The organism is Kitasatospora brasiliensis (assembly GCF_032654805.1).
GTDB classification, from domain to species: Bacteria; Actinomycetota; Actinomycetes; order Streptomycetales; family Streptomycetaceae; genus Kitasatospora; species Kitasatospora brasiliensis.
This window is the reverse complement of sequence record NZ_JAUOOW010000003.1, coordinates 521,745-541,770: the sequence shown is the minus strand read 5'-3', so window position 1 is coordinate 541,770 and position 20,026 is coordinate 521,745. Positions and strand designations below refer to the sequence as shown.

General features: G+C 73.9%; 20 protein-coding genes. 9 read left to right on the top strand and 11 right to left on the bottom strand.

Annotated elements, in window-relative coordinates; translation table 11 throughout:
• Nucleotides 1-15 precede the first annotated feature (15 nt).
• From QWJ13_RS14535 to QWJ13_RS14500, 8 genes are all read right to left on the bottom strand, one after another.
• Nucleotides 16-759, bottom strand: coding sequence for an urease accessory protein UreF (locus QWJ13_RS14535; protein ID WP_432277506.1), 744 nt, complete (start codon nt 757-759; stop codon nt 16-18).
• Nucleotides 756-2,480, bottom strand: coding sequence for an urease subunit alpha (ureC, locus tag QWJ13_RS14530; RefSeq protein ID WP_316524545.1), 1,725 nt, complete (start codon nt 2,478-2,480; stop codon nt 756-758). Before ureC ends, QWJ13_RS14535 begins: the two co-directional genes overlap by 4 nt.
• A complete protein-coding gene (locus tag QWJ13_RS14525) occupies nt 2,480-2,935 on the bottom strand; it encodes an urease subunit beta (RefSeq protein WP_316524542.1) in 456 nt (151 codons plus the stop codon). Before QWJ13_RS14525 ends, ureC begins: the two co-directional genes overlap by 1 nt.
• A 23-nt stretch (nt 2,936-2,958) precedes the next feature.
• Nucleotides 2,959-3,825: a sirohydrochlorin chelatase gene (locus QWJ13_RS14520; protein ID WP_316524540.1), complete on the bottom strand. Its 867-nt coding sequence runs from the start codon at nt 3,823-3,825 to the stop codon at nt 2,959-2,961.
• 3 nt (nt 3,826-3,828) lie between these two features.
• Nucleotides 3,829-4,134 (bottom strand): urease subunit gamma, encoded by a 306-nt coding sequence (locus tag QWJ13_RS14515; RefSeq protein WP_316524538.1) that lies wholly within the window; start codon nt 4,132-4,134, stop codon nt 3,829-3,831.
• A gap of 94 nt (nt 4,135-4,228) precedes the next feature.
• Complete coding sequence (locus QWJ13_RS14510; RefSeq protein WP_316524536.1) at nt 4,229-5,209, bottom strand: urea transporter; 981 nt, start codon at nt 5,207-5,209, stop codon at nt 4,229-4,231.
• Between the two features lie 210 nt (nt 5,210-5,419).
• Nucleotides 5,420-6,226, bottom strand: a complete 807-nt coding sequence (locus QWJ13_RS14505; protein ID WP_316524535.1) for a dienelactone hydrolase family protein — start codon at nt 6,224-6,226, stop codon at nt 5,420-5,422.
• 113 nt (nt 6,227-6,339) lie between these two features.
• A complete protein-coding gene (locus QWJ13_RS14500) occupies nt 6,340-7,092 on the bottom strand; it encodes an alpha/beta fold hydrolase (protein WP_316524533.1) in 753 nt (250 codons plus the stop codon).
• 111 nt (nt 7,093-7,203) lie between these two features.
• Between QWJ13_RS14500 and QWJ13_RS14495 the strand changes: the two genes are divergently transcribed.
• From QWJ13_RS14495 to QWJ13_RS14485, 3 genes are all read left to right on the top strand, one after another.
• Nucleotides 7,204-7,737 (top strand): SigE family RNA polymerase sigma factor, encoded by a 534-nt coding sequence (locus QWJ13_RS14495; protein ID WP_316524531.1) that lies wholly within the window; start codon nt 7,204-7,206, stop codon nt 7,735-7,737.
• The gene (locus QWJ13_RS14490; protein ID WP_316524528.1) at nt 7,734-8,630 is read left to right on the top strand and encodes a hypothetical protein; all 897 of its coding nucleotides are present in this window, start codon (nt 7,734-7,736) and stop codon (nt 8,628-8,630) included. Before QWJ13_RS14495 ends, QWJ13_RS14490 begins: the two co-directional genes overlap by 4 nt.
• Nucleotides 8,631-8,699: 69 nt before the next feature.
• Complete coding sequence (locus QWJ13_RS14485) at nt 8,700-9,503, top strand: nucleotidyltransferase domain-containing protein (RefSeq protein WP_316524527.1); 804 nt, start codon at nt 8,700-8,702, stop codon at nt 9,501-9,503.
• Nucleotides 9,504-9,528: 25 nt separating this feature from the next.
• On the opposite strand, the gene QWJ13_RS14480 is transcribed toward QWJ13_RS14485, so the two are convergent.
• Nucleotides 9,529-10,035, bottom strand: coding sequence for a hypothetical protein (locus QWJ13_RS14480; RefSeq protein WP_316524525.1), 507 nt, complete (start codon nt 10,033-10,035; stop codon nt 9,529-9,531).
• 75 nt (nt 10,036-10,110) lie between these two features.
• Here QWJ13_RS14480 and QWJ13_RS14475 point away from each other — a divergent pair, with 75 nt between their 5' ends.
• Complete coding sequence (locus tag QWJ13_RS14475) at nt 10,111-11,274, top strand: sensor histidine kinase (RefSeq protein WP_316524523.1); 1,164 nt, start codon at nt 10,111-10,113, stop codon at nt 11,272-11,274.
• Entirely contained in the window at nt 11,265-11,909 is a 645-nt protein-coding gene (locus tag QWJ13_RS14470) for a response regulator (protein WP_316524522.1), read from the top strand. Before QWJ13_RS14475 ends, QWJ13_RS14470 begins: the two co-directional genes overlap by 10 nt.
• 236 nt (nt 11,910-12,145) lie before the next feature.
• On the opposite strand, the gene QWJ13_RS14465 is transcribed toward QWJ13_RS14470, so the two are convergent.
• Both QWJ13_RS14465 and QWJ13_RS14460 read right to left on the bottom strand, forming a co-directional pair.
• On the bottom strand, nt 12,146-13,939 hold the full coding sequence (locus QWJ13_RS14465; RefSeq protein WP_316524521.1) for an ABC transporter ATP-binding protein: 1,794 nt from the start codon (nt 13,937-13,939) through the stop codon (nt 12,146-12,148).
• A gap of 445 nt (nt 13,940-14,384) precedes the next feature.
• On the bottom strand, nt 14,385-14,867 hold the full coding sequence (locus QWJ13_RS14460) for a YbaK/EbsC family protein (RefSeq protein WP_316524520.1): 483 nt from the start codon (nt 14,865-14,867) through the stop codon (nt 14,385-14,387).
• 285 nt (nt 14,868-15,152) lie between these two features.
• Between QWJ13_RS14460 and QWJ13_RS14455 the strand changes: the two genes are divergently transcribed.
• From QWJ13_RS14455 to QWJ13_RS14440, 4 genes are all read left to right on the top strand, one after another.
• Entirely contained in the window at nt 15,153-15,842 is a 690-nt protein-coding gene (locus QWJ13_RS14455; RefSeq protein WP_316524519.1) for a FadR/GntR family transcriptional regulator, read from the top strand.
• A 431-nt stretch (nt 15,843-16,273) separates the two neighbouring features.
• Nucleotides 16,274-19,000: a sensor histidine kinase gene (locus QWJ13_RS14450; RefSeq protein ID WP_316524517.1), complete on the top strand. Its 2,727-nt coding sequence runs from the start codon at nt 16,274-16,276 to the stop codon at nt 18,998-19,000.
• A complete protein-coding gene (locus tag QWJ13_RS14445; RefSeq protein WP_316524516.1) occupies nt 19,000-19,464 on the top strand; it encodes a roadblock/LC7 domain-containing protein in 465 nt (154 codons plus the stop codon). Before QWJ13_RS14450 ends, QWJ13_RS14445 begins: the two co-directional genes overlap by 1 nt.
• A gap of 5 nt (nt 19,465-19,469) precedes the next feature.
• Nucleotides 19,470-20,024 carry a DUF742 domain-containing protein gene (locus tag QWJ13_RS14440; RefSeq protein WP_432277505.1) on the top strand — a complete coding sequence of 185 codons (555 nt, stop codon included), beginning with the start codon at nt 19,470-19,472 and terminating at the stop codon, nt 20,022-20,024.
• Nucleotides 20,025-20,026: the final 2 nt, after the last annotated feature.

Below are 20,026 nucleotides of genomic sequence, written 5' to 3'. Positions count from 1 at the left end.
GCAATGCCATCGGATTCAGCTCATGAACAGCCGGGCCTCCGCCCGTTCGTGCCGCCCGGACATCGCGTCCGCGACCGGCACGCAGCCGCCGAGGTCCGCCAACTCCCTTTCCAGGGCGGCGGATACCACCTCCCGGAGCACCGGGGCGGCCTGCCGCAGCACCACCTGCGCCCTGCGGTGGTCGGTCAGCCGCAGCCGCAGCGCCGCCCCGACGAAGCTGGTGCAGAACGCGAACAGGTCGCTGGTGACGGCCTGTTCGACCGGGACGCCGGCCAAGGCGTACGCCACCCCGGCCGCCACCGCCTGGCAGCCGGGCGCCCGCTTGTCCGCGACCAGCCCGGCGTACCGCTCCAGCGCCTCGCCACCCACCGACTCCCGGGCGATGTCCAGGAGTTGGCGGCCGGTGCGGGTGGCGGCCAGGCGCAGCTCGCGGTTGAGCTTGGTGGCGTGCAGCCGCTGGTCGGTCTCGGCGAGGAGCGCCCAGTCCCCCGCCACGGCCGCCCGGTGGGCCAGGGCCAGCGCGGTGGCGTCGGACGGTCCGACGCCGTGGCGCAGCAGGTCGGCGAGCAGCGCGGGCAGGGTGTCCGGGGTGACGGCCTTGGCCTGGGCGTAGCCCTCCAGGCCGTGCGAGAGGGTGTAGAAGCCGCTGGGGAAGGCCGAGTCGGTCAGCTGGAGGCAGACCAGCAGGGCGTCCAGGCCGTCCAGGGCATCCAGGGCATCCAGGCCGCCCACACCGTCCCCGGAGGTATCGCCGCTCACGCGAGGTAGAACAGGTGGTTGAGCGGCAGCTCGCGGGCGGGTTCGATGGTGGCGGGCTCGCCGTCCAGGGTGACCCGGTACGTCTCCGGGTCGACCGCGATCTTCGGCAGCGCGTCGTTGCGCACCATGTGCTGCTTGCCGACCGAGCGGCACCGCCGCACCGCCAGCACTCGGCTCTCCAAGCCGAGTTGGGCCGGGACGCCGAGGTCGACGGCGGCCTGGGACATGAAGGACACTCGGGTGGCCTGCCGGGCCCGCCCGTACTGTCCGAACATCGGCCGGTAGTAGACCGGCTGCGGGGTGGGCAGCGAGGCGTTCGGGTCGCCCATCAGCGCCCAGCTGATCACGCCGCCCTTGATGACCATCTTGGGCTTGGCGGCGAAGGAGTTGATCGGCCAGAGCACGATGTCGGCGAGCTTGCCGGGCTCCAGCGAGCCGATGTGGTCGGCGGTGCCGGAGGCGATGGCGGGGTTGATGGTGAGCTTGGCGAGGTAGCGCAGGACGCGGACGTTGTCGTTGCGCTCGCTGTCGCCGGCCAGCTTGCCGCGCTGGTCCTTGCAGTGGTGGGCGGTCTGGAAGGCTCGGGTGAAGGACTCGCCGATCCGGCCCATCGCCTGCGAGTCGGAGGAGAAGATCGAGATGACGCCCTCGTCGTGCAGCACGGTCTCGGCGGCGATGGTCTCGGCGCGGACCCGGGAGTCGGCGAAGGAGACGTCCTCGGGGATGTCGTGGCTGAGGTGGTGGCAGACCATCACCATGTCCAGCAGCTCGTCCACCGAGTTGACGGTGTAGGGCAGCGTGGGGTTGGTGGAGGACGGCAGCACATTGGGCTCGCCGGCGATCCGCATGATGTCGGGGGCGTGGCCGCCGCCCGCGCCCTCGGTGTGGAAGGTGTGGATGGTGCGGCCGTCGATCGCGGACAGGGTGTCCTCGAAGTAGCCGGACTCGTTGAGGGTGTCGGTGTGGATGGCCACCTGGACGTCGTACTCGTCGGCGACGCTCAGCGCGCTGTCGATCGCGGCGGGGGTGCTGCCCCAGTCCTCGTGCACCTTGAGCCCGCACACGCCGGCCTCGACCTGCTCGCGCAGCGCGCCGGGCAGCGAGCCGTTGCCCTTGCCCAGCAGGCCGACGTTCACCGGCAGGTCCTCGACCGCCTGGTACATGCGGTGGATGTTCCACGGGCCGGGGGTGCAGGTGGTGCCGTTGGTGCCGTCGGACGGGCCGGTGCCGCCGCCGATCAGGGTGGTGATGCCGTTGCTCAGCGCCTCCGGCACCTGCTGCGGGGAGATGAAGTGGATGTGGGTGTCGATGCCGCCGGCGGTGGCGATCAGGTGCTCGCCGGAGATCACCTCGGTGCCGGGGCCGATCACCAGCCGCGAGTGCACGCCGCTCTGGGTGTGGGGGTTGCCGGCCTTGCCGACGGCGACGATGAAGCCGTCCTTGACGCCGATGTCGCCCTTGACCACGCCGAGCACCGGGTCCATGACGACGACGTTGGTGACGACCAGGTCGAGCGCGCCCTGCGCGGAGGTCGCGGCAGGGTCCTGGGCCATGCCGTCGCGGATGCCCTTGCCGCCGCCGTAGACGGCCTCGTCGCCGTAGTGGCCCTGGTTGAAGTCCTGTTCGACCTCGACCACGAGGTTGGTGTCGGCGAGGTGGAAGCGGTCGCCGACGGTGGGGCCGAACAGGTCGGTGTACTGCTTGCGGGAGAGGATGGCCATCAGCGGTCGCCTTCCTGGTGGGTCGCCGCGCCGGCCGAGGCACCGGTCGCCGGGTGGGTCTCGGGGTGGGCCTTGTGGTCGAGGTTGGTGCCCTTGAAGCCGCGGGCGATGGCCCGGTCGATGGCACGGGCGCGGGTGTCGGGCGCGGTGGTGCCGCCGTCCACGAGGTTGGCGAAGCCGATCAGGCGGCGGTGGCCGCCGAACTCGGCGAGCGTGACGTCCTTGGTGTCACCGGGCTCGAACCGGACGGCGGTGCCGGCCGGGATGTCCAGGTGCTTGCCGAAGGCGGCGTTGCGGTCGAAGTCGAGGGCGCGGTTGGCCTCGAAGAAGTGGTAGTGGGAACCGACTTGGATCGCCCGGTCGCCGGTGTTGCTGACCGTGACGGTGGCCTTGGCGCGGCCGGCGTTGATCTCCACCGGGTCGTCGCCGTACAGGTATGCGGCGCCACCAGACATGGCTGGCCTTCCTCTCTCCCGGGTCAGTGTGCGGGTACGTGGGTGTGGTGCTGGTGGTGCGGTTCGCCCGGCCCGTGGCTGTGCGGTTCGCCCGGCCCGTGGCTGTGTGATCCGCCGGGCCCGTGGCTGTGCGCGTAGCCGTGCCCGTGTTCGGCGTCGAGGCCGGCCAGGATGCCGTCCTCCCCGTGCCCGAGCAGGTGCAGCGCCGCCGCCGTCCGGGCCGCGACCACCCCGGCGACGGCGGACGGCCGCAGCAGCGGACCGCCGTCCCGCACGCCGGGCAGCGCGGTGCGCAGGGCAGGACCGAAGGAGGCCGGGACGGCGGTCACCTCGCGGGCGCCGAGCAGCCGGCAGCGCTCGGCGCCCTCGGCCGGGTCGGGGTCGCCGCCGTCGAAGGCGACCTCCACCCAGCGGTGCCGGCCGTACTGGCGGGCGAGGCGGGCGATCCGGAACAGTTCGGCGTCCTCGAACGGGCCGGCCGCCGGGGCGGTGACCAGCACCGCGCCGTCGGGGGCGGGGCCGGCGGCGGCGCGCAGCCAGCCGACCAGGTGCTCGGCGGCACCGAAGGGGGCGGTCAGGGCGAGCCGCCCTCCGCTCTCCCCGGCGGCCAGCCAGCGCAGTGCCCGGGCGGTGTCGGCGACGAGCGCGGGGTCGCGGCCGAGCGTCATCGGGACGACGCAGACCGGTCCGTCGCCCGCCGCGGCGAGCGCGGACCGTACGGCCTCGGCGAGCGGACGGCCCGCGGGGGCGACGGCGTGCACGGGCGGAGCGTGCGCGGCCGGGGGGCGGGCCGCCAGGGCGGCCAAGTCCCGTCCGCCGTCGCTCTCGTGCCCGCCGGCCAGCACCACGGTGACGGCCCGTACGACGGTGGCGGCCTGAGGCTGGACCATCGCTCAGGCACCCACCGGATCGTGGCAGGAGACCAGCTTGGTCCCGTCCAGGAACGCCGCCTCGACCTGGAGCAGCGGCAGCATCTCCCGCACGCCCGGCATGACGTCCGCGCCGCTGACGACCTGTTTGCCGATCTCCATGCACTCGGCGACGGTGCGGCCGTCCCGGGCACCCTCCATGATCGCCTCGCTGATCAGCGCACAGGCTTCGCTGTAGTTCAGTTTGACGCCCCGGTCACGGCGTTTACGGGCCAGGTCGGCCACGACGTAGATGTACAGCTTGTCCATCTCACGCGGCGAGAGATTCACGGGAATCACTCTTCCTTTCCGAGGAACCGATGGAATGCGGGAAGCGGGGCATGACGTACGCAACAGAAGTAATTCACGGGATACGGCGGCGAATTCAGACCCGGCGCAGGCGCGGCACGGCCGGAACCGCCGCCAGGAACAGCATCGTGGTCAGCACGAACGGCCAGGTGAAGGCGTGGCCGCCGAAGGGCGCGGAAACCGCGCCGAGCGCCGGGGTCAGCACGGTCGCGGCGGCCGCGCCGATCAGGGCGTAGGCCGCGCTCCAGCCGTCGGGTGCCAGGAACACCCCGCACAGCGCGAGCGCCACCAGCACCCCGCTGTAGCCGAGCAGGCCCTGGCCGACCGCGTCGCCGGGCGCGCCGAACACCGAGGCGGTGACCAGTCCGGTGGCGCTGCCCGCGCAGGCCATCAGGCCCGCCCGGCGGCTCGCCGCGAACAGTCCGGCCAGGAAGAGCAGACCGGCGTACCACTGCGGCATGAAGAAGATCTGACCGATGTTCGCGAAGAACCCGTGCCAGAGCTGGTCCCAGCTCAGCCCGGTCGGCCCGGTGGCCGGGACGGGCAGGGTGGCGGAGGCGCCCGCACCGCGCCAGAGCCGCCGCAGGCCCGGCGCGGCCGCCGTGACGGCCGTCGCGACCAGGCAGAACGGCGCCGTCAGCGCGGGCAGCCGCCAGGTGGCGAGCAGCGCCCCGAGCCCGGCCGTGACCACCACGGCGACGGCGGCCCCGAGGACCGCCACCGCGACCGTCGCGGGGTGCCCGGCGCCCAGGAAGACGGCGCAAGCCAGCGCCACCAGGCAGCCGTTGTACCCGTGCAACCCCGCCCCGACGGCCTCCCGGTCGAGCCCGAGCCCGTACGCGACGGCGGTGGAGACGGCGCTGCCGAGCAGTCCGTAGAGGCCGTACTGCCAGCCGGCGGCGAACAGTGCGGCCACGAAGAGGATTCCGCAGACGACGGACGGCATGAAATCGACCTGCGCGACGCCCCGGAGGACTTCCGCGACCACCCTGACGGATATCGGACGGGGCGCCACCACGGCGTTCCCGTCGACGGTTCGCTGATCCCTGCTGCCCATGCTGCGCACCAATTTCCGGTACGGCCGGCCTGCCTGGAATCAGGCCCCGGCGATTCCTCCGGAACCGTACTCCTCCGGATTGCGAAGTCCAGGGAGCGCGGGGCGTTACGCCAAGTCCACGAAGGGTGACCACCAGGCCGATGAGCTGCAACAATCTGTTGAATCGAACATCCGTCACGTTCGTTGCAGGGAGAAATCCTTTGCGAAGTTTTACTGACGTTTGGCGTCCGCGTCGGCGCCCACGCCCGCGGCTTCGGCGGCGCCGGGGCCCGCGCTCAGATGGTGGGTCAGGAACCGCTCCGCCGACTCCAGTTCGGTCTCCGGAACGTCCAGATGGCCCCCGGTGTTGGCGTGCAGCGTCTTCTGCCGCGAGCCCAGCGCGTCGAACAGCGCCAGCGCCCCCGCGCGCGGCACGAGCTGGTCGTCCCACTGCACCAGGAACCGCACCGGAACGCCGACCCGCTCGGCCGCCTCCGTCTGCGACCCGTGCCCGGTGAGCCCGAACACCGCGACGGCGATGCGCGGTTCGGCCGCCGCCAGCGGGATGCCGATCACGCTCCCCAGCGACAGCCCCCAGAACCCGACCGGCCCGAGGCCCTCCCCGTCGCCGGCCTCCGCCCGCTCGCCCAGCGCGTCCAGCACGGCCACCCACTCCGGCACGGCCCGCTCCGCGAGCGCCGACGTGTGCCGCGCCACCCACGCGCTGATCGGCCGGCCCGCCGCGATCAGCTGCCCGATCTCACTGGCGAACCGCTCGTCCTGCGCGCTGCGCTTGCGCTCCCCGTGCCCCGGCGCGTCCAGCGCCACAGCCGCGAACCCGCGCCCCCGCACGCAGCGCCCGGCCCGTTCCACCACCCCCAGCCCCAGCTTGTGCCCGCCACCGCCGTGCCCCAGCAGCACCAGCGGCCGTCCGCCCAGCGGCAGCCCCTCCGGCTGCCAGAGCACACCGGGCACGTCGTCGAGGGTGAAGTCGCGCTGCGTCACGCCGTCCGCGCTGGATTCCGAGGTGAAGTGCACCTCGCCATCATGACCCCCGACACACGTTCGAGTCCCGCCTTTTCCGCGCCCTCGACAGCGGGGCTCCGCGCCGGCGGCCCTGGCTCCACAGGAGGGCGCGGTGAGGCCCGGGGCTAGGCGGCCGGGTCGCGGAGGAAGGCGAGCAGCAGGGCGGTGGTCTCCGCCGGGCGCTCCAGGCTGGGGAGGTGGCCCGCCCAGGGGAGTTCCCGGTGGCGGGCGTCGGGGAGCAGGGCGGGGAGGGCGGCGGCGATGTCGCGGAAGTCCGGGAAGTCGTGGGCGCCGGACACGGCCAGGGTGGGGGCGGTGATCCGGCCGAGGTCGACGTCCTCGCGGTCGGGGCCGATCGTCGCCTCCAGCTGGACGTCGAAGGCGTGGCGCTGCATCAGCCGAACGTGTGCGCGGGCCTGCTCGTCGGCCTCCGGGCCGAGCCAGGCCTCGACGTTCAGCTCGACGGCCGCGTCGATCTCGCCGGCCTCGATCAGCTCGTCCTCGCGGCCGCCGAAGGCGCGCAGGGTGTCGCTGGGCTGGTGACCGGGCATGCCGGCGCCGAGCAGCGCCAGCGCGGTGACCGCCTCGGGGCGCAGCGCGGCCGCCGTCAGGGCGATCCGGCCGCCGTGGGAGGCGCCGACCAGGGCGGCGGTCTCGATGCCCAGGTGGTCGAGCAGGTCGAGGACGTCCGCGGTGTCGCTGTACGGGCGGTCCGAGAGCGGCGAGTCGCCGAAGCCGCGGAAGTCGCAGCGGACCACCCGGTACCCGGCGTCGACCAGCGGCTGCCACTGGGCGTCCCACATCCGGCGGTCGCACACCGAGGAGTGCAACAGCACCACGGCGGGCCCGCTACCTGCTACGTCATGAGAAATGATCATTCGGCGGATGGTAGTGCCACCGCCACCGTTCCCCAAGCGATTTGACGAGGCTGCCGCCCCGGTAAGCGCTTCGGGCCGTCCCTGGGCTCTGGACGGGTGAAGGAGGTGCTCATGGGAGAAGTGAAGAGCGGTCGGGACGAGGAGTTCCAGGCGTTCATCGTCGCGGCCTGGCCCCGGCTGGTGCGGACGGCGTACCTGCTGGCCGGCGAGCAGTACGCGGCGGAGGACCTGGTGCAGTCCGCCGCGGAGAAGGCCTGCGCGGCCTGGTCGAAGGTGCGCCGGGCCGACGATCCGTACGCCTACGTGCGGCGGATCCTGGTCAATCAGCACGCCCGCCGTTGGCGCCGCCGGGCGCCGGAACTGCTGGTGGACGCGGTGCCGGACGCGGCGGGGGCGGAGGACGGCTTCGCCCGCTGCGACCAGCGCGGGGCCCTGCTGGCCGCGCTGGCGACCCTGCCGCCGCGGCAGCGCGAGGCGGTGGTGCTGCGGCACTGGGAGGACCTGAGCGACAGCTCGACGGCGGCGGCCATGGGCTGCTCGGTGGGGGCGGTGCGCAGCCACGCGGCGAAGGGCATCGCACGGCTGCGGCAGGTCGCGGCGCTGGTGGAGTTCAAGGACACGACGACCATCGGAGGGGCGGCATGAGTGGTGTGACGGACCGGGAGCCCGCGGGCAAGGGCCCGGACGTGTGGGTGGGGCTCGGCCTGGCCGAGGCTGCGGGCGGCGCGCGGATCGGCCCGGCGCCGGTGGCGGACATCATGGCGGGCGGCCGTCGGCTGCGGCGGCGGCGCCGTACGGTGGTCGGCGCGGCGGTGCTGGCCGCCGCGGTGGCCCTGGCCGGCGGGGCGGTGGCGCAGTTGCGCCCGGACCGGGCGGCCTCTCAGGTCGCCCCGGCGGGCGTCGGCACCGTGCCGGCGCCGACGCACTCCCCCACGGCCACCCCGGCCGTACGGGACCCGTTGACCCCCGTCCGGACGCTGGTCGGCGAGGGCACGACCCCGGGCGGCAAGCCGTGGCAGCTGTGGGCGGCGCTGTGGCCGCTGGCCCCCAAGGAGCGGGCGTTCGAGCAGGCGACGGCGGTCCGGGAGGAGCTCCGCCGGTACGACGCGAAGGTCGAACTGCCGACGGAGGAGTACGTCCGGCAGTACTGGCAGCCCGACGACGATGTCATCACCGTCTACCTCATGGTGGACGGGGTGCGGCTCGGCCATGCCCTGGAGTGGGACCTGCCCGCCCCCGGCAAGGTCCCCCCGACCATGCAGACGAACGTCAACGGCGGCTTGGTCGCCCGCTCCAGCAAGGACGGCATCGTGCCCCCGGTCGATCTGGTGCACTTCATGCTCGGCCCGGACGTCGGCCGGGTGGTGGTGACCTGGGAGGACGGCAGCACCACCGAGCCGCAGGCCGTCACGATGGGCGACTCGCCCTTCCGGGAGATGGCGGTGGCCCGCAAGGGGACGATGCTCGCGAAGTCCTGGGCGTTCTACGACAAGGACGGCAAGCTGATCCCGGAGGCCGACGGCGCGTACCTGAACTGACCGGCCGCCCGCGCCCCCCGCTCGGCCGAGCAGTAGCCGCGCCGTCGGCGGCCTGCCAGAATCGCCCCCATGCGCGCGATCATCGAGGCCATGGCCGATCGACTCACCCGGGTACCAGGCGTGGTGGGGGTGATGCTCGGCGGGAGCCGGGCGCGCGGCGAGGAGCGGCCCGGGTCGGACTGGGACCTCGGGGTGTACTACCGGGGAGCCCTCGATCTCGACGCGCTGCGCGCGCTGGCCGGGCCGGAAGTGGAGGTGGCCGGCCCGGGCGGCTGGGGTCCTTGGGTGAACGGCGGGGCGTGGCTGCGGGTCGACGGTGTCGCGGTGGACTGGATCCTGCGGGACCTCGACCGGGTCGAGCAGGTGTGGGCGGACTGCCGCGAGGGCCGCTACGAGGTGGGGACTCAGGCCGGACACCCGCTCGGCTTCTGGTCGCCGTGCTACCCGGGCGAGGTCGCCCTCGGGCGTCTACTGGCCGACCCCACCGGCGAGTTGGCGATCCTCCAGCGGCAGACCGCCGACTATCCGGAGCCGCTGCGCGAGGCCCTCACCGCCGCCACCTGGGAGGCCGGCTTCCTGCTGGACACAGCCGCGAAGAGCGCCGCCCGCGCCGACACCCTGCACGTCTCGCTCTGCCTGTCCCGGGCCGTCGGCATCCTGGTCCAGGCCCTGTACGCCCGCCACCGCCGCTGGTGCCTCAACGAGAAGGGCTCCCTGGCTGTCGCCGAGCAACTGCCGGACGCCCCAACGGACTTCGGGAGTCTGGCCCGCGCCGTCCTCGGCGCCCCGGGCGCGACCGCCGCGGAACTCGAAGCCACCCTCACCCGGGCTCGGGAGCTGACCCGCAAGACCGTGGCCGCGCTGGGCCGTTGAGCCGTTCCCGGGGCCGGACGAGCGGTCAGCCCCGGTACCGGGACACGGCGAACGCGTGGTCGGAGGTCGAGACCACCTCGGCGGCCGCTGCCCTCAACTCCTCTCCCCACTTCTGCCGCACCGCGGACGGCCAGACGCGGAGGCAGCCCGGGCAGCAGTTCTGGTCGGCCACCGCCAGGAATCCCCGTTCCGCCTCGGTCAGGTCGATCTCGAACCCGCAATAGAGCCTGCCGAACGCCTCCTCGGGCGTGATCTCCCCGGACGTCAGCCCGGCCGCCGTGTGGTGCAGCAGGGAACGCAGGACCACGTCGTCGTCCGGCACAGGCAGGCCCAGTTCCGCCATCGCCTGCCAGAGCAGTTCCTTCAGCTCGGCCGAGCTCTCGCCGTAGCCCCGCCGCCCCGCCAGCTCGCACAGTGCCGAGGACTCTGCGCCGACGCCCGCCGCGAGCAGGTCGGCGGCGGCCATCGGCAGGTCTTCGGGCATGACGAGCCCCGCGGAGTACTGCCAGGCCAGGGTGAAGAGGTCGCTCATGATCACATCCTCGCAAAACCACCACAACCGTCGCCACCGGATTCCCGCCCGCCCCGACCCCGTAAGCTCGGACCCGTGCAGGGGGATGGAGCAGACCGGACGTCATGGCCGCGCCGCACCGGGGGCTTCCTGCTCGGCATCCCGAGCGCCGCCCTCGCCGCCCTCTTCCTGCTGCTCGCATCCGCCGCCCTCGGCCCGTTCCTGCTCTGGCCGCGCACCCGCCCGTACGCGGCGCGGAGCCTGATGTCCGGGGTGCGCCGGCTGGCCGCGCTGGAGCGGGCCCGGCGCCGGGTGTTCTTCGGCGACCGCTTCCCCCGCCACTACCGGGCGGAGGACCGCAGGCTGCTGCGCTACCTGGTGGCGCGCGGCGGCAGCGGGCTGCTCTCCGGAGTGGTGCTGGGGCTGCTGGTCTTCGGCGCCTGGCTGGCCGTGCTGCTGGTCGGCGGGATGCTGCGCGGCTCGCTCGACGCGGCGCAGCTGGCGACCCAGGCGCTGCTCGGCGGAGTGCTGCTCTTCCTGGCCGTGCAGGGCCTGCTCTCGCTGGCCGCACTGGACGCCCGGATCGCCGGCGAGTGCTTCGGCCCGTCCGAGGCCGAGCTGCTGCGCCGCCGGATCGCCGAACTCGCCGACAGCCGGGCCGCGGTGGTGCGGGCGGTGGACACCGAGCGGCGGCGGATCGAGCGGGATCTGCACGATGGCGTGCAGCAGCGGGTGGTGGCGCTGGCGATGCTGCTCGGCCGAGCGCGGCGCGGGCTGGATCGCCGCCAGGACCCGGAGCGGACGCGGGAGTTGCTGCACCAGGCGCACCGGGAGGCGCAGGGGCTGCTCACCGAACTGCGCGAGGTGGCCTGGCGGGCGTACCCGTCGGCACTGGACACCCTGGGGCTGGAGGAGGCGCTGGGCGGGGTGGCCGAGCGCTGCGCGATCCCGCTGCGGCTGCACTACGAGGCGGCCGGCCCGTTGCCCGGACCGGTCAGGACCGCCGCCTACTTCGTGGTGTCGGAGTGCGTCACCAACGCGGCCAAGCACTCCGCCGCCTCGGCGATCTCGGCCCGGGTGGTCGGGGCGGACGGCCTGCTCACCGTCCGGGTCGAGGACGACGGCCGTGGCGGCGCGGACCCGGCGGGCAGCGGTCTGACCGGCCTGCGCGGCCGGGTCGCCGCGCTGGACGGTAGCCTCCACGTCCACAGCCCCGCCGGGGGCCCGACCGTCATCACCGCGGAGCTGCCATGCGCGTGACCCTCGCCGAGGACTCGACCCTGCTGCGGGAGGGGCTGGTCCGCCTGCTCGCCGAGGAGGGGCACGAGGTGCTGGCCGCGGTCGCGGACGCGTCGGCGCTGACCGCGGCGGTGGCCCGACAGCCCCCGGACGTCGTGGTGGTGGACATCCGGATGCCGCCGACCCACACCGACGAGGGCCTGCGAGCGGCGGTGGAGATCCGCGAGCGGTGGCCGCGGGTCGGGGTCCTGGTGCTCTCCCAGCACATCGAACGCGGTTACGCGGCGCGACTGTTGGACGGCGGCGCGGAGCGGGTGGGCTATCTGCTGAAGGACCGAGTCGCCGAGGTCGACGAGTTCCTGGACGCCCTGGTCCGGGTCGCGGCGGGCGGGACGGCGATCGACCCGGAGGTCGTCCGGCAGCTGGTGGTCCGCACCACCCGCACCGACCCGCTGGCCCGGCTGACCCCGCGCGAGCGCAGCGTCCTGGAGGCGCTCGCCGAGGGCTGGACCAACGCCGCCATCGCGCAGCGGCTGCACATCTCGCTGAGCGCGGTGGAGAAGAACCTCAACGCCGTCTTCGACAAGCTGGACCTGCCCCGCACCACCGACCACAACCGCCGCATCCTGGCCGTCCTGCACTACCTCAACGCGTAGGGCGTGTCTTGCGGATGAACCGCTGGAGCACCTTGAGCGTGGTCAGGTACTCCTCGCCGGAGACGCCCGCGTGGCGCTCGGCCCACAGCTCGCCCTGGAGCACGGCCACCTCACCGGGGAACTACCGCCCCTCTGGGGAGAGTTCGAGCCGATCGCTGGCCGGGGCGGCGACCCGGCCGCGCTCCACGGTCTCGTCGATCTCTGTCGTCGCCGTCGATGGGCACGACCCTAGGAGTTCAAGTCGACTTGAGGTCAAGGCCTGAGTGACGGACCACGCCGTTGCGGACGGTGTCCGGTGGTCGCAGGGTGAGGACGTGGTCGGCCAGCGACAGCAGCGCCCGGTCGTGGGTGATCAGGACGGTGCTGCGCCCCGCCATCAGGCGGCGCAGCGCGGGGACGAGCTGCTCGACGGTGCGCGGGTCGAGGCCGCTGGTGGGTTCGTCCAGGACCAGGACGGGGGTGTCCCGCAGGAAGGCGCGGGCGATGGCGACGCGCCGGCTCTGGCCGCCGGAGAGCTGGAAGCCGTCGGCGCCGATCACCGTGCCGTAGCCGTCCGGGAGCGCGGTGACGAAGTCGTGGGCGCCGGCGTTGCGGGCCGCGCGTTCGACATCGACGGGCGGGGCCTCGGGGCGGCCGTAGGCGATGTTGTCGGCGATGGTCGCGTGGAACAGCGGGGACTCCTGGGGCAGCAGGGTGACCGCCCGGCGCAGTGAGCCGAGGGTGAGGTCGCGCAGGTCCTGCCCGTCGAGGCGGACGGCGCCGGCCTGTGGGTCGAGGAAGCGGACCAGGAGCTTGCCGAGGGTGGACTTGCCGCTGCCGCTGGGCCCGAGGACGGCCAGGGTCTCGCCGGGGCGCAGGTCGAGGTCCAGATCGGTCAGGACGGGCGGCCCGGGGACGCCGGTGGCGCCGGGGTAGCCGGCCCGTACGCCGCGGAAGGTGACCTCGCCCCGCACCGGGCCGGTGTCGTGGGCGGTGGGGCGCTCACGCACCGGGCTGGTGAGGTCGTGCAGCTCCAGGACGCGTTCACCCGAGGCGCAGGCCGAGCCGGCCAGCGGGACGAGGGCCGCGAGCTGCTGGGCGGGCTCGAACAGCTGGGCCATGAAGGCGGCGAAGGCGAGCAGGCCGCCGAGGCTGAGCTGCCCGTGGATGACTTCCAGGGCGCCGACACCCACCACGGCCAGTCCGGCCAGCAGTTGCAGCACGCCGAGGAAGGGCTGGTAGAAGTCGGCGACCCGGGCGGCGGCGAGCTCGGCGTCCAGCAGCGCCTTGCCCTCCCGGTGGACCCGTTCCACCTCGCGGCTCTCCTGGCCACAGGTCCGGGTGACCACCGCGTTGCGCAGGGATTCCTCCAACAGCGCGGTGACCCCGCCCGCGCGGCGCTGGACCTGCCGCTCCCGGCGCCGGATCCGGCGCCCGAACAGGCTGGTGGACAGCACGAACAGCGGGGCGGCGACCAGCACGGCCACGGTGAGCGGCCAGCTCAGGTAGAACGCGGCGCCGGTGAACAGCAGCAGGCTGACGGCGGCCACCCCGCCCTCCACCAGCCCGGTGGCCACCATCTGCTCGATCGCGGCGATGTCGGAGGTGAGCCGGGCGACCAGGTCGCCGCGCCAGCGGGTCTCCAGGGTGTCGGGTGGCAGGGTGTGCAGGTGGGCGAGGGTGTCGGTGCGCAGCCGCAGCATGTAGCGCTCGGCGGTTCTGGTGCTGGTGTAGGTACCGGCGAAGATGAGCAGCGCGGCGACGACGGACGCGCCGAGCATCAGCGCGGCGAGCGGCCAGAAGTCGGCGAAGCGCCGGGGGACGAGGACGTCGTCGATCAGGTCCTTGAACAGCCAGACGGAGACGACCTCGCCGAAGGCGCCGAGGACGAGCAGCGCCGCGCTCACCGGGAGCCAGCGCAGGTCGGGGCGCACCCACGGCCAGAACCGGCGGAACAGCTCCCGCAGCGGGATGACGGGCGAGTCCGCCACCGGCCCCTGGTCGTCGTTCTCGTCCGCCGCCCGACCCCCCAGGGGCGTCACATCGCGCATGGCCACGATCCGTTGTTCGGGGACACGTGTTACGGGGTCAGGACACCCAGGGCAAGGGGCCAGCGGTGGCACCGCCGGCCCCTGTGATGGTGCTAATCGGGACTGCCGTACACAGTCCTCGCCGAACTCACCGTCACCACATGCGGCCGAAACCGAAACGTCCATGACGGTGGCCACGACGACGGCCACGGCGGCCACGACGGTCCCTGTCTTCTCCGTATCCTCGACGGCCGAAGTAACTCATCACGGCTTCTCTCTCTCGTCGCGTCGGCGCTCCGTGCGCCCGCGACCGGCACCGACGGCGCGGTCACGGGGAACCTGGAGGCCGTTGCCCGTGGTCGGACCGTTCCGTGCGCCGTTCGGCAGCTCCGGGAACGTCCGTCCCACTCCTCCAGTATCCGCCCACCGAGCGTGTGCGCAGCCTGAAACCGCCCTGACCGTATGACTATTCGGCCGCCACCATGGATGGTTCGCCATCCGTGACGGTGAGCAACTCCCGGTACGTCATCGGAACGACGGTGTGCGGATGGCCGGCGGCGGCCCAGAGCACCTCGTACCGTTCGAGTGCCGTGTCGACCACGGTGCGCAGCCGGGCCGGGTGGCCGGTCGGAGCGACGCCGCCGATGGCCTGGCCGGTGGCCTCGCGGACCTGGGCGGCGGTGGCGCGCTCGATCGGGCCGGTGCCCAACTGCCGGGCCAGGTAGGCGGTGTCGACCCGGTGGGCGCCGCTGGTCATCACCAGCAGGGGCGCGCCGTCGCAGTGGAACACCAGGCTGTTCGCGATGGCGCCGACCTCGCAGCCGAGCGCGGCGGCGGCCTCCGCCGCGGTGCGGGCGGAGTCGGGCAGGACGCGGATCTCACCGGGGACGCCGGCCGCCGCCAGGGCCTCGGCGACGGCCTGGCTGCGGGTGGGGAGGGAGGATGTCATCGGCCCATCATGCCTTCCCCGTCGGGGCCTCAGGGGCCGCCGAGACGCGCGTGCGGCGGCGCCCGGCACCCGGTCGATCGGCGGGAGAAGGCGGTGGGCACCGGGTCGCCCGCGCACGGTGCCGGTCCGGTCACGCCCCGCTGCGGCCATCAAGGCCGCCAGGGCCGCCAGGGCCGCCAAGCCGCCAAGCCGCCCGGAGGAAGGCCCCGACCCGGAGCGTCCGCGGTGCATGCCGGGTAGGCTCACCATGACCCAAGTTCTCAGACAACCCGACAGGTGCACCCGATGGTCGCGCTCCGCCCCTCCCCCCTCGCCGAACAGGCCGCCGCGCTGCTGGAGGAGCGGATCCGGGCCGGCCGGTGGCCGGTGGGCGGGAAGCTGCCGGGCGAGGTGGCGCTGGCCAAGGAGCTGGGCGTCGGCCGCTCGACCGTCCGGGAGGCGCTGCACACCCTCGCGGCGGCCGGGATGGTGCGCAGCCGCCAGGGCTCCGGGGTGCTCGTGACCGCCGACCGGCCCGCCGGGGACTGGGCCGCCCGGCTGCGCCGCGCCGAGCCGGCGCACGTCTACGAGGTGCGGACGGTGGTCGAGGTGCAGGCGGCCCGGCTGGCGGCCACCCGCCGCACGGAGGCGGACCTCGCCGCGCTCGACGCCGCGCTGGCCGCCCGCCGGGCGGCTGGCGAGGGCGAGGGCGACGACACCGCCTTCGTGGACGCCGACATCGCTCTGCACACCGCCGTGGTGGCGGCGGCGCACAATCCTGTCCTGGATGACCTCTTTGCCCAGTTCGCCCCGGTTCTGCGCGAGCAACTGGTCACCCTGGTCGGACTGTTCGGCCTGCGCGCGGAGGACCCGAACCACGGCTACGGCTCGCACGCCGACCTCGTCCGGGCGCTGCGCGACGGCGATCCGGAGGCGGCCGGCCGGGCACTGGCGGCCGAACTGGAGGCCACTCGCGCGCGACTGCTGGACCACTGACCCGCGTCCGGCAATCCGGAGTGCGCTTACCCGCGGAGCGTCACACACTTTTCACACCCCGGCCATCCACCGGCCGCGCGCCTCATTGACACTGTGTCACGCCGGTCCGGCACCGCCTGCTCCGCATACATACAGTCAACGAGTGAATGACATTGTGCCTACGGTGTGTGCAAGGACGGTCCGGGTAGCGAACGGGTTTTCACTCCCATTACACGGTATGACTAGTATCGCCTCGTCAAAAATCCCGTGCCCCCGGACGGCCCGCCCCTCACCGGCCGGCCGCCAGCCCCAAGGAGTCAGCTCTGCGCGCGCGTGCGAATCGGCGGCCCCCGACGCCGAAGGGCCCCCGCAGGCGTCCACGCCTGTCCCTGCGGACGGCGCTGCTCGTCCTGGCCGTCGTCCCCAGCATCGCCCTGGCCGCCCTCTGGGCCGTGACCAGCGGTGAGACCATCGCCGACTTCCAGCGGCTGGCCGACCAGGCCACCATCGCGCAGAAGGCCGGCCAGCCCTCCAACATCGTCTACTACAACCTCCAGGAGGAGCGCCGGCTCACCGCCGAGGCGCTCGCCCGGCCCGGCTCCAACGCCGACCAGCTGCGCCACCAGCGGCAGCTGACCGACGACGCGGTGCGGCAGTTCCAGACCCTCTCCGGGGCCACCGCCGACAACGCCCCCGCCGAGGTCCGCGCCGCCGTCGTCGAAGCCCGCCAGGCGATGGGCAAGCTCGCCGAGCAGCGCGCCGCCGTCGACCGCGCCACCACCGACCAGCAGAGCGCCTACGCCTACTACACCGACCTGATCAGCGTCGACCTGCGGCTGTTCACCGCGCTCAGCCGGGTCGACACCGGCGAGGTCACCTGGCTGTCCAAGACCCTGGTCAACTCCTTCTGGGCCAAGGAGATGCTCTCCCGCGAGGACGCCATCCTGGCCCGCGGCTGGCCCAGCGGCCGGCTGTCCACCGCCGACTACCAGCAGGTCCAGCAGCTGATCGGCGCCCAGGACCACCTGCTCGACGTCCAGGTCATCCCGTACATCCCGGACTCCGAGGCGCCCGCCTGGCACGCCCTGGTCAACAGCCCCGCCTGGCAGGGCAAGGCCGCCGTCGAGCAGGCCCTGCTCAAGCCCACCGCCGCCGACGCCAACGGCACCGTCAGGCTCCCCGCGACCCAGGACCAGTGGCGCCAGGCCGTCGACGGGCTCAACCCGCCGCTGGTCAAGGCGATCGAGGACCGCACCAACGGCATCATCGAGGTCGCCAAGGGCGCCATCATCGGCATGCTCACCCGCGTGGTGCTGACCACCGTCATCGGCCTGATCACCGTCATCGCGGTCGTCACCGCCTCCTGGCGCCTCAGCCGCTCGCTGCGCCGCCGCATCAAGGACCTGCACACCCAGGCCGAGGAGATGCGGCGCACCCTGCCCGAGGTGGTCGACCGCCTCGGGCGCGGCGAGCAGGTGGACGTCGAGACCGAGACCCACTCCATCGAGGCCGGACCGGCCGACCACCGCACCGACGAGCTGGCCCGCCTCGGCCAGGCGCTCAACCTGGCCCGCTCGGCCGCCCTGGAGGCCGCCGTCGGCCAGGCCGAGCAGCACCGCGGCTTCGAACGACTGCTCCAGCGCATCGCCCGCCGCACCCAGCTGCTGATCGGCCGCCAGCTGCGCAAGCTGGACGAGCTGGAGCGCAAGCACGACGACCCGGAGGTCCTGGAGGGCCTCTTCGACCTCGACCACCTCACCGCCCGGCTGCGCCGCTACGAGGAGAACCTCGTCATCATGGCCGGCGGCCAGCCGCAGCGGCGCTGGCGCAAGCCCGTCCCGCTGCTGGACGTGCTGCGCGCCGCGCAGGGCGAGGTGCAGGACTACCGCCGGATCTCGATCGACATCGAGGGCCACCCGTGGCTCTCCGAGCGGGCCGTCGGCCCGGTGGCGCACGTGATGGCCGAGCTGATGGAGAACGCCACCACCTTCTCCAAGCCGCCGACGCCGGTCGAGGTGCGCGCCGCCATGGTCGGCCGCGGGCTCGCGATCGAGATCGAGGACCGCGGCCTGGGCATGGACCCGGAGCAGTACGACGAGGCCAACGAGCTGATGAGCCACCCGCCGCGCACCGACGTGCTGGCCCGGGCCGACGACATCCGCCTCGGCTTCCACGTGGTCGCCCGGCTGGCCTCGCTGCACGGGCTGCGGATCGAGTTCCGCCCGTCCGCCTTCGGCGGCACCCGGGTGGTCGTGCTCGTCCCGGACGAGCTGGTCATCGAGGGCGACACCGGGCTGCCGGAGGGCGTCGGCGCCATCGCCACCGAGCCGATCCCGCTGGTGCGCCGCTCGCGCCGGGCGGTGCGCTCGGCCTCCGACGAGACACCTGCCCCGGTGCCGGCCGGGCCGCCGGTCGCGCCGGTGGAGTCCTTCGCGCAGACCGACTTCGCCCCGCAGGCGGCCCCGGTGCCGCTGCCGGTGCCGATGGCTCCCGTCGGCGTGGAGCCGGAGGCCGCCGTCCGGGAGATCCCGCTCCCGGAGCTCCCCGAGCTGCCGGTCCAGCAGGGGCAGCCGTACCAGCAGTCGTACGACCAGCCCTACGGACAGTCCTACGACCAGCCGTACGAGCAGCCGATCGAGCACACCTCCCCGGCCGACCCGGCGCCCCTGCACGACGCCCCGGTCTACCCGGACATCGCCTACGCCCGGGTCACCGAAGCCGAGGCCCCGTACGCCGACGAGCAGTACCGCCCGGCCGACCACTACCGGCTGGCCGAGCGGCGCCGCGAGTACCCGACCTCGGTGCCGTTCAGCCCGGCCGAGGGCGGCCAGCCCCCGCTGCCCCAGCGGGTCCGGCAGGCCAGCCTGGCAGCCGAGCTGCGGGTACCGCCGCCGACCCGGCCGCAGCGGGTCGAGCGCCCGACCGGGGAAGCCGCGCCGGCCGGCCCGTTCCAGCGCACCGAGCGGCCGGTGCGGCGCTCAAGTGCGGCGATCGGCGCCTTCCAGCGCCAGTCCCGCGCCGCCCGGGCCCAGGACAGCGGTGAGCACCGCCTGCCCGCGTCCGCCACCCCGGCGGCCCCCACCGCCGTCCCCGCCGGTCCCCCGGCCACCGCGCCCGACCCGGCCCCCTGGGCCCGGCCGGCCGCGGACTCCCGAACCACACGAACGGATGACCACTGATGAACCGCACGATCGCCACCCACCAGGACCTCGACTGGCTGCTGGACGGGCTCGTCGACTCGGTGACCGGGACCAGGAACGCCGTCCTGCTCTCCGACGACGGTCTCGTGGTCAGCCACTCCCGCACCATCGAGCGGGCCGACGCCGAGCGCCTGGCGGCCATCGCCACCGGCCAGCAGAGCCTGGCCCGCGGCGTCGGCCAGCTCTTCGACGGGGGCTCGGTGCACCAGGTGATCGTCGAGCTCGCCGACTGCTGGCTGTTCATCATCGCCGCCGCCCAGGGCACCCACCTGGCCGTGGTCGCCTCCCAGGAGGTGGACGCCGAGGTGATGTCCGTCGCGATGCACACCCTGGTGCAGCAGGTCGGCCAGAAGCTCAGCACCCCGGTCCGCACCGACGGCGGCGCCGGCGCCCCCGCCGCTCCGGCGTCCTTCGACGCCTTCGCCGCCCGGAACCGGGGCTGACCCAGGTGGGCCCGCACGGGAACGACGCCTGGGGGGACGGCCCCGGGGACGGCCGGCCGGCCGGTCCGCGGCCCGCTCCGGCGGCTGATCCGGCCTCCGGCGCCCAGTCCGGCTGGGACGACAACTGGCGGCGCGGCGCGGTGCCGCACTGGAGCGACCTGGAAGAGGACGACGCGCACGACGAGTCGGGCACCATGGTGCGCCCGTACACGATCACCCGCGGCCGGACCGCGCCCGAGCGCGACGACCTCACCCTCATCACCGTGCTCACCACGGCCGAGGAGGAGGCCGACGCGGCCCTGGCGCGGGGCAGCCGCGCCGGTGCTCGCGGCATCCAGCCCGAGCACCGGCTGATCCTGGAACGCTGCCGCCGCCCGGCGGCCGTCGCCGAGGTGGCGGCGGGCCTGGACCTCCCGGTCTCGGTCACCAAGATCCTGCTGGGCGACCTGGTCGCCCAGGGCCTGCTGAAGGCCCGGGCGCCGCTCTCGGTGGCCCGGGCCGCCGGAGGCATGGACCTCGGCCTGCTCACGGCCGTACGCGAAGGACTCCGGAGACTCTGAAC

Bases quoted from the DNA above. Each gene is read 5' to 3' on its own strand.
- QWJ13_RS14445 (WP_316524516.1), top strand. From the start codon at position 19,000: ATGAACCGCACGATCGCCACCCACCAGGACCTCGACTGGCTGCTGGAC.
- QWJ13_RS14520 (WP_316524540.1), bottom strand. From the start codon at position 3,825: ATGGTCCAGCCTCAGGCCGCCACCGTCGTACGGGCCGTCACCGTGGTG.
- ureC (WP_316524545.1), bottom strand. From the start codon at position 2,480: ATGGCCATCCTCTCCCGCAAGCAGTACACCGACCTGTTCGGCCCCACC.
- QWJ13_RS14465 (WP_316524521.1), bottom strand. From the start codon at position 13,939: ATGCGCGATGTGACGCCCCTGGGGGGTCGGGCGGCGGACGAGAACGAC.
- QWJ13_RS14490 (WP_316524528.1), top strand. From the start codon at position 7,734: ATGAGTGGTGTGACGGACCGGGAGCCCGCGGGCAAGGGCCCGGACGTG.
- QWJ13_RS14460 (WP_316524520.1), bottom strand. From the start codon at position 14,867: ATGACATCCTCCCTCCCCACCCGCAGCCAGGCCGTCGCCGAGGCCCTG.
- QWJ13_RS14455 (WP_316524519.1), top strand. From the start codon at position 15,153: ATGGTCGCGCTCCGCCCCTCCCCCCTCGCCGAACAGGCCGCCGCGCTG.
- QWJ13_RS14525 (WP_316524542.1), bottom strand. From the start codon at position 2,935: ATGTCTGGTGGCGCCGCATACCTGTACGGCGACGACCCGGTGGAGATC.
- QWJ13_RS14510 (WP_316524536.1), bottom strand. From the start codon at position 5,209: ATGGGCAGCAGGGATCAGCGAACCGTCGACGGGAACGCCGTGGTGGCG.
- QWJ13_RS14500 (WP_316524533.1), bottom strand. From the start codon at position 7,092: ATGATCATTTCTCATGACGTAGCAGGTAGCGGGCCCGCCGTGGTGCTG.
- QWJ13_RS14470 (WP_316524522.1), top strand. From the start codon at position 11,265: ATGCGCGTGACCCTCGCCGAGGACTCGACCCTGCTGCGGGAGGGGCTG.
- QWJ13_RS14480 (WP_316524525.1), bottom strand. From the start codon at position 10,035: ATGAGCGACCTCTTCACCCTGGCCTGGCAGTACTCCGCGGGGCTCGTC.
- QWJ13_RS14485 (WP_316524527.1), top strand. From the start codon at position 8,700: ATGCGCGCGATCATCGAGGCCATGGCCGATCGACTCACCCGGGTACCA.
- QWJ13_RS14495 (WP_316524531.1), top strand. From the start codon at position 7,204: ATGGGAGAAGTGAAGAGCGGTCGGGACGAGGAGTTCCAGGCGTTCATC.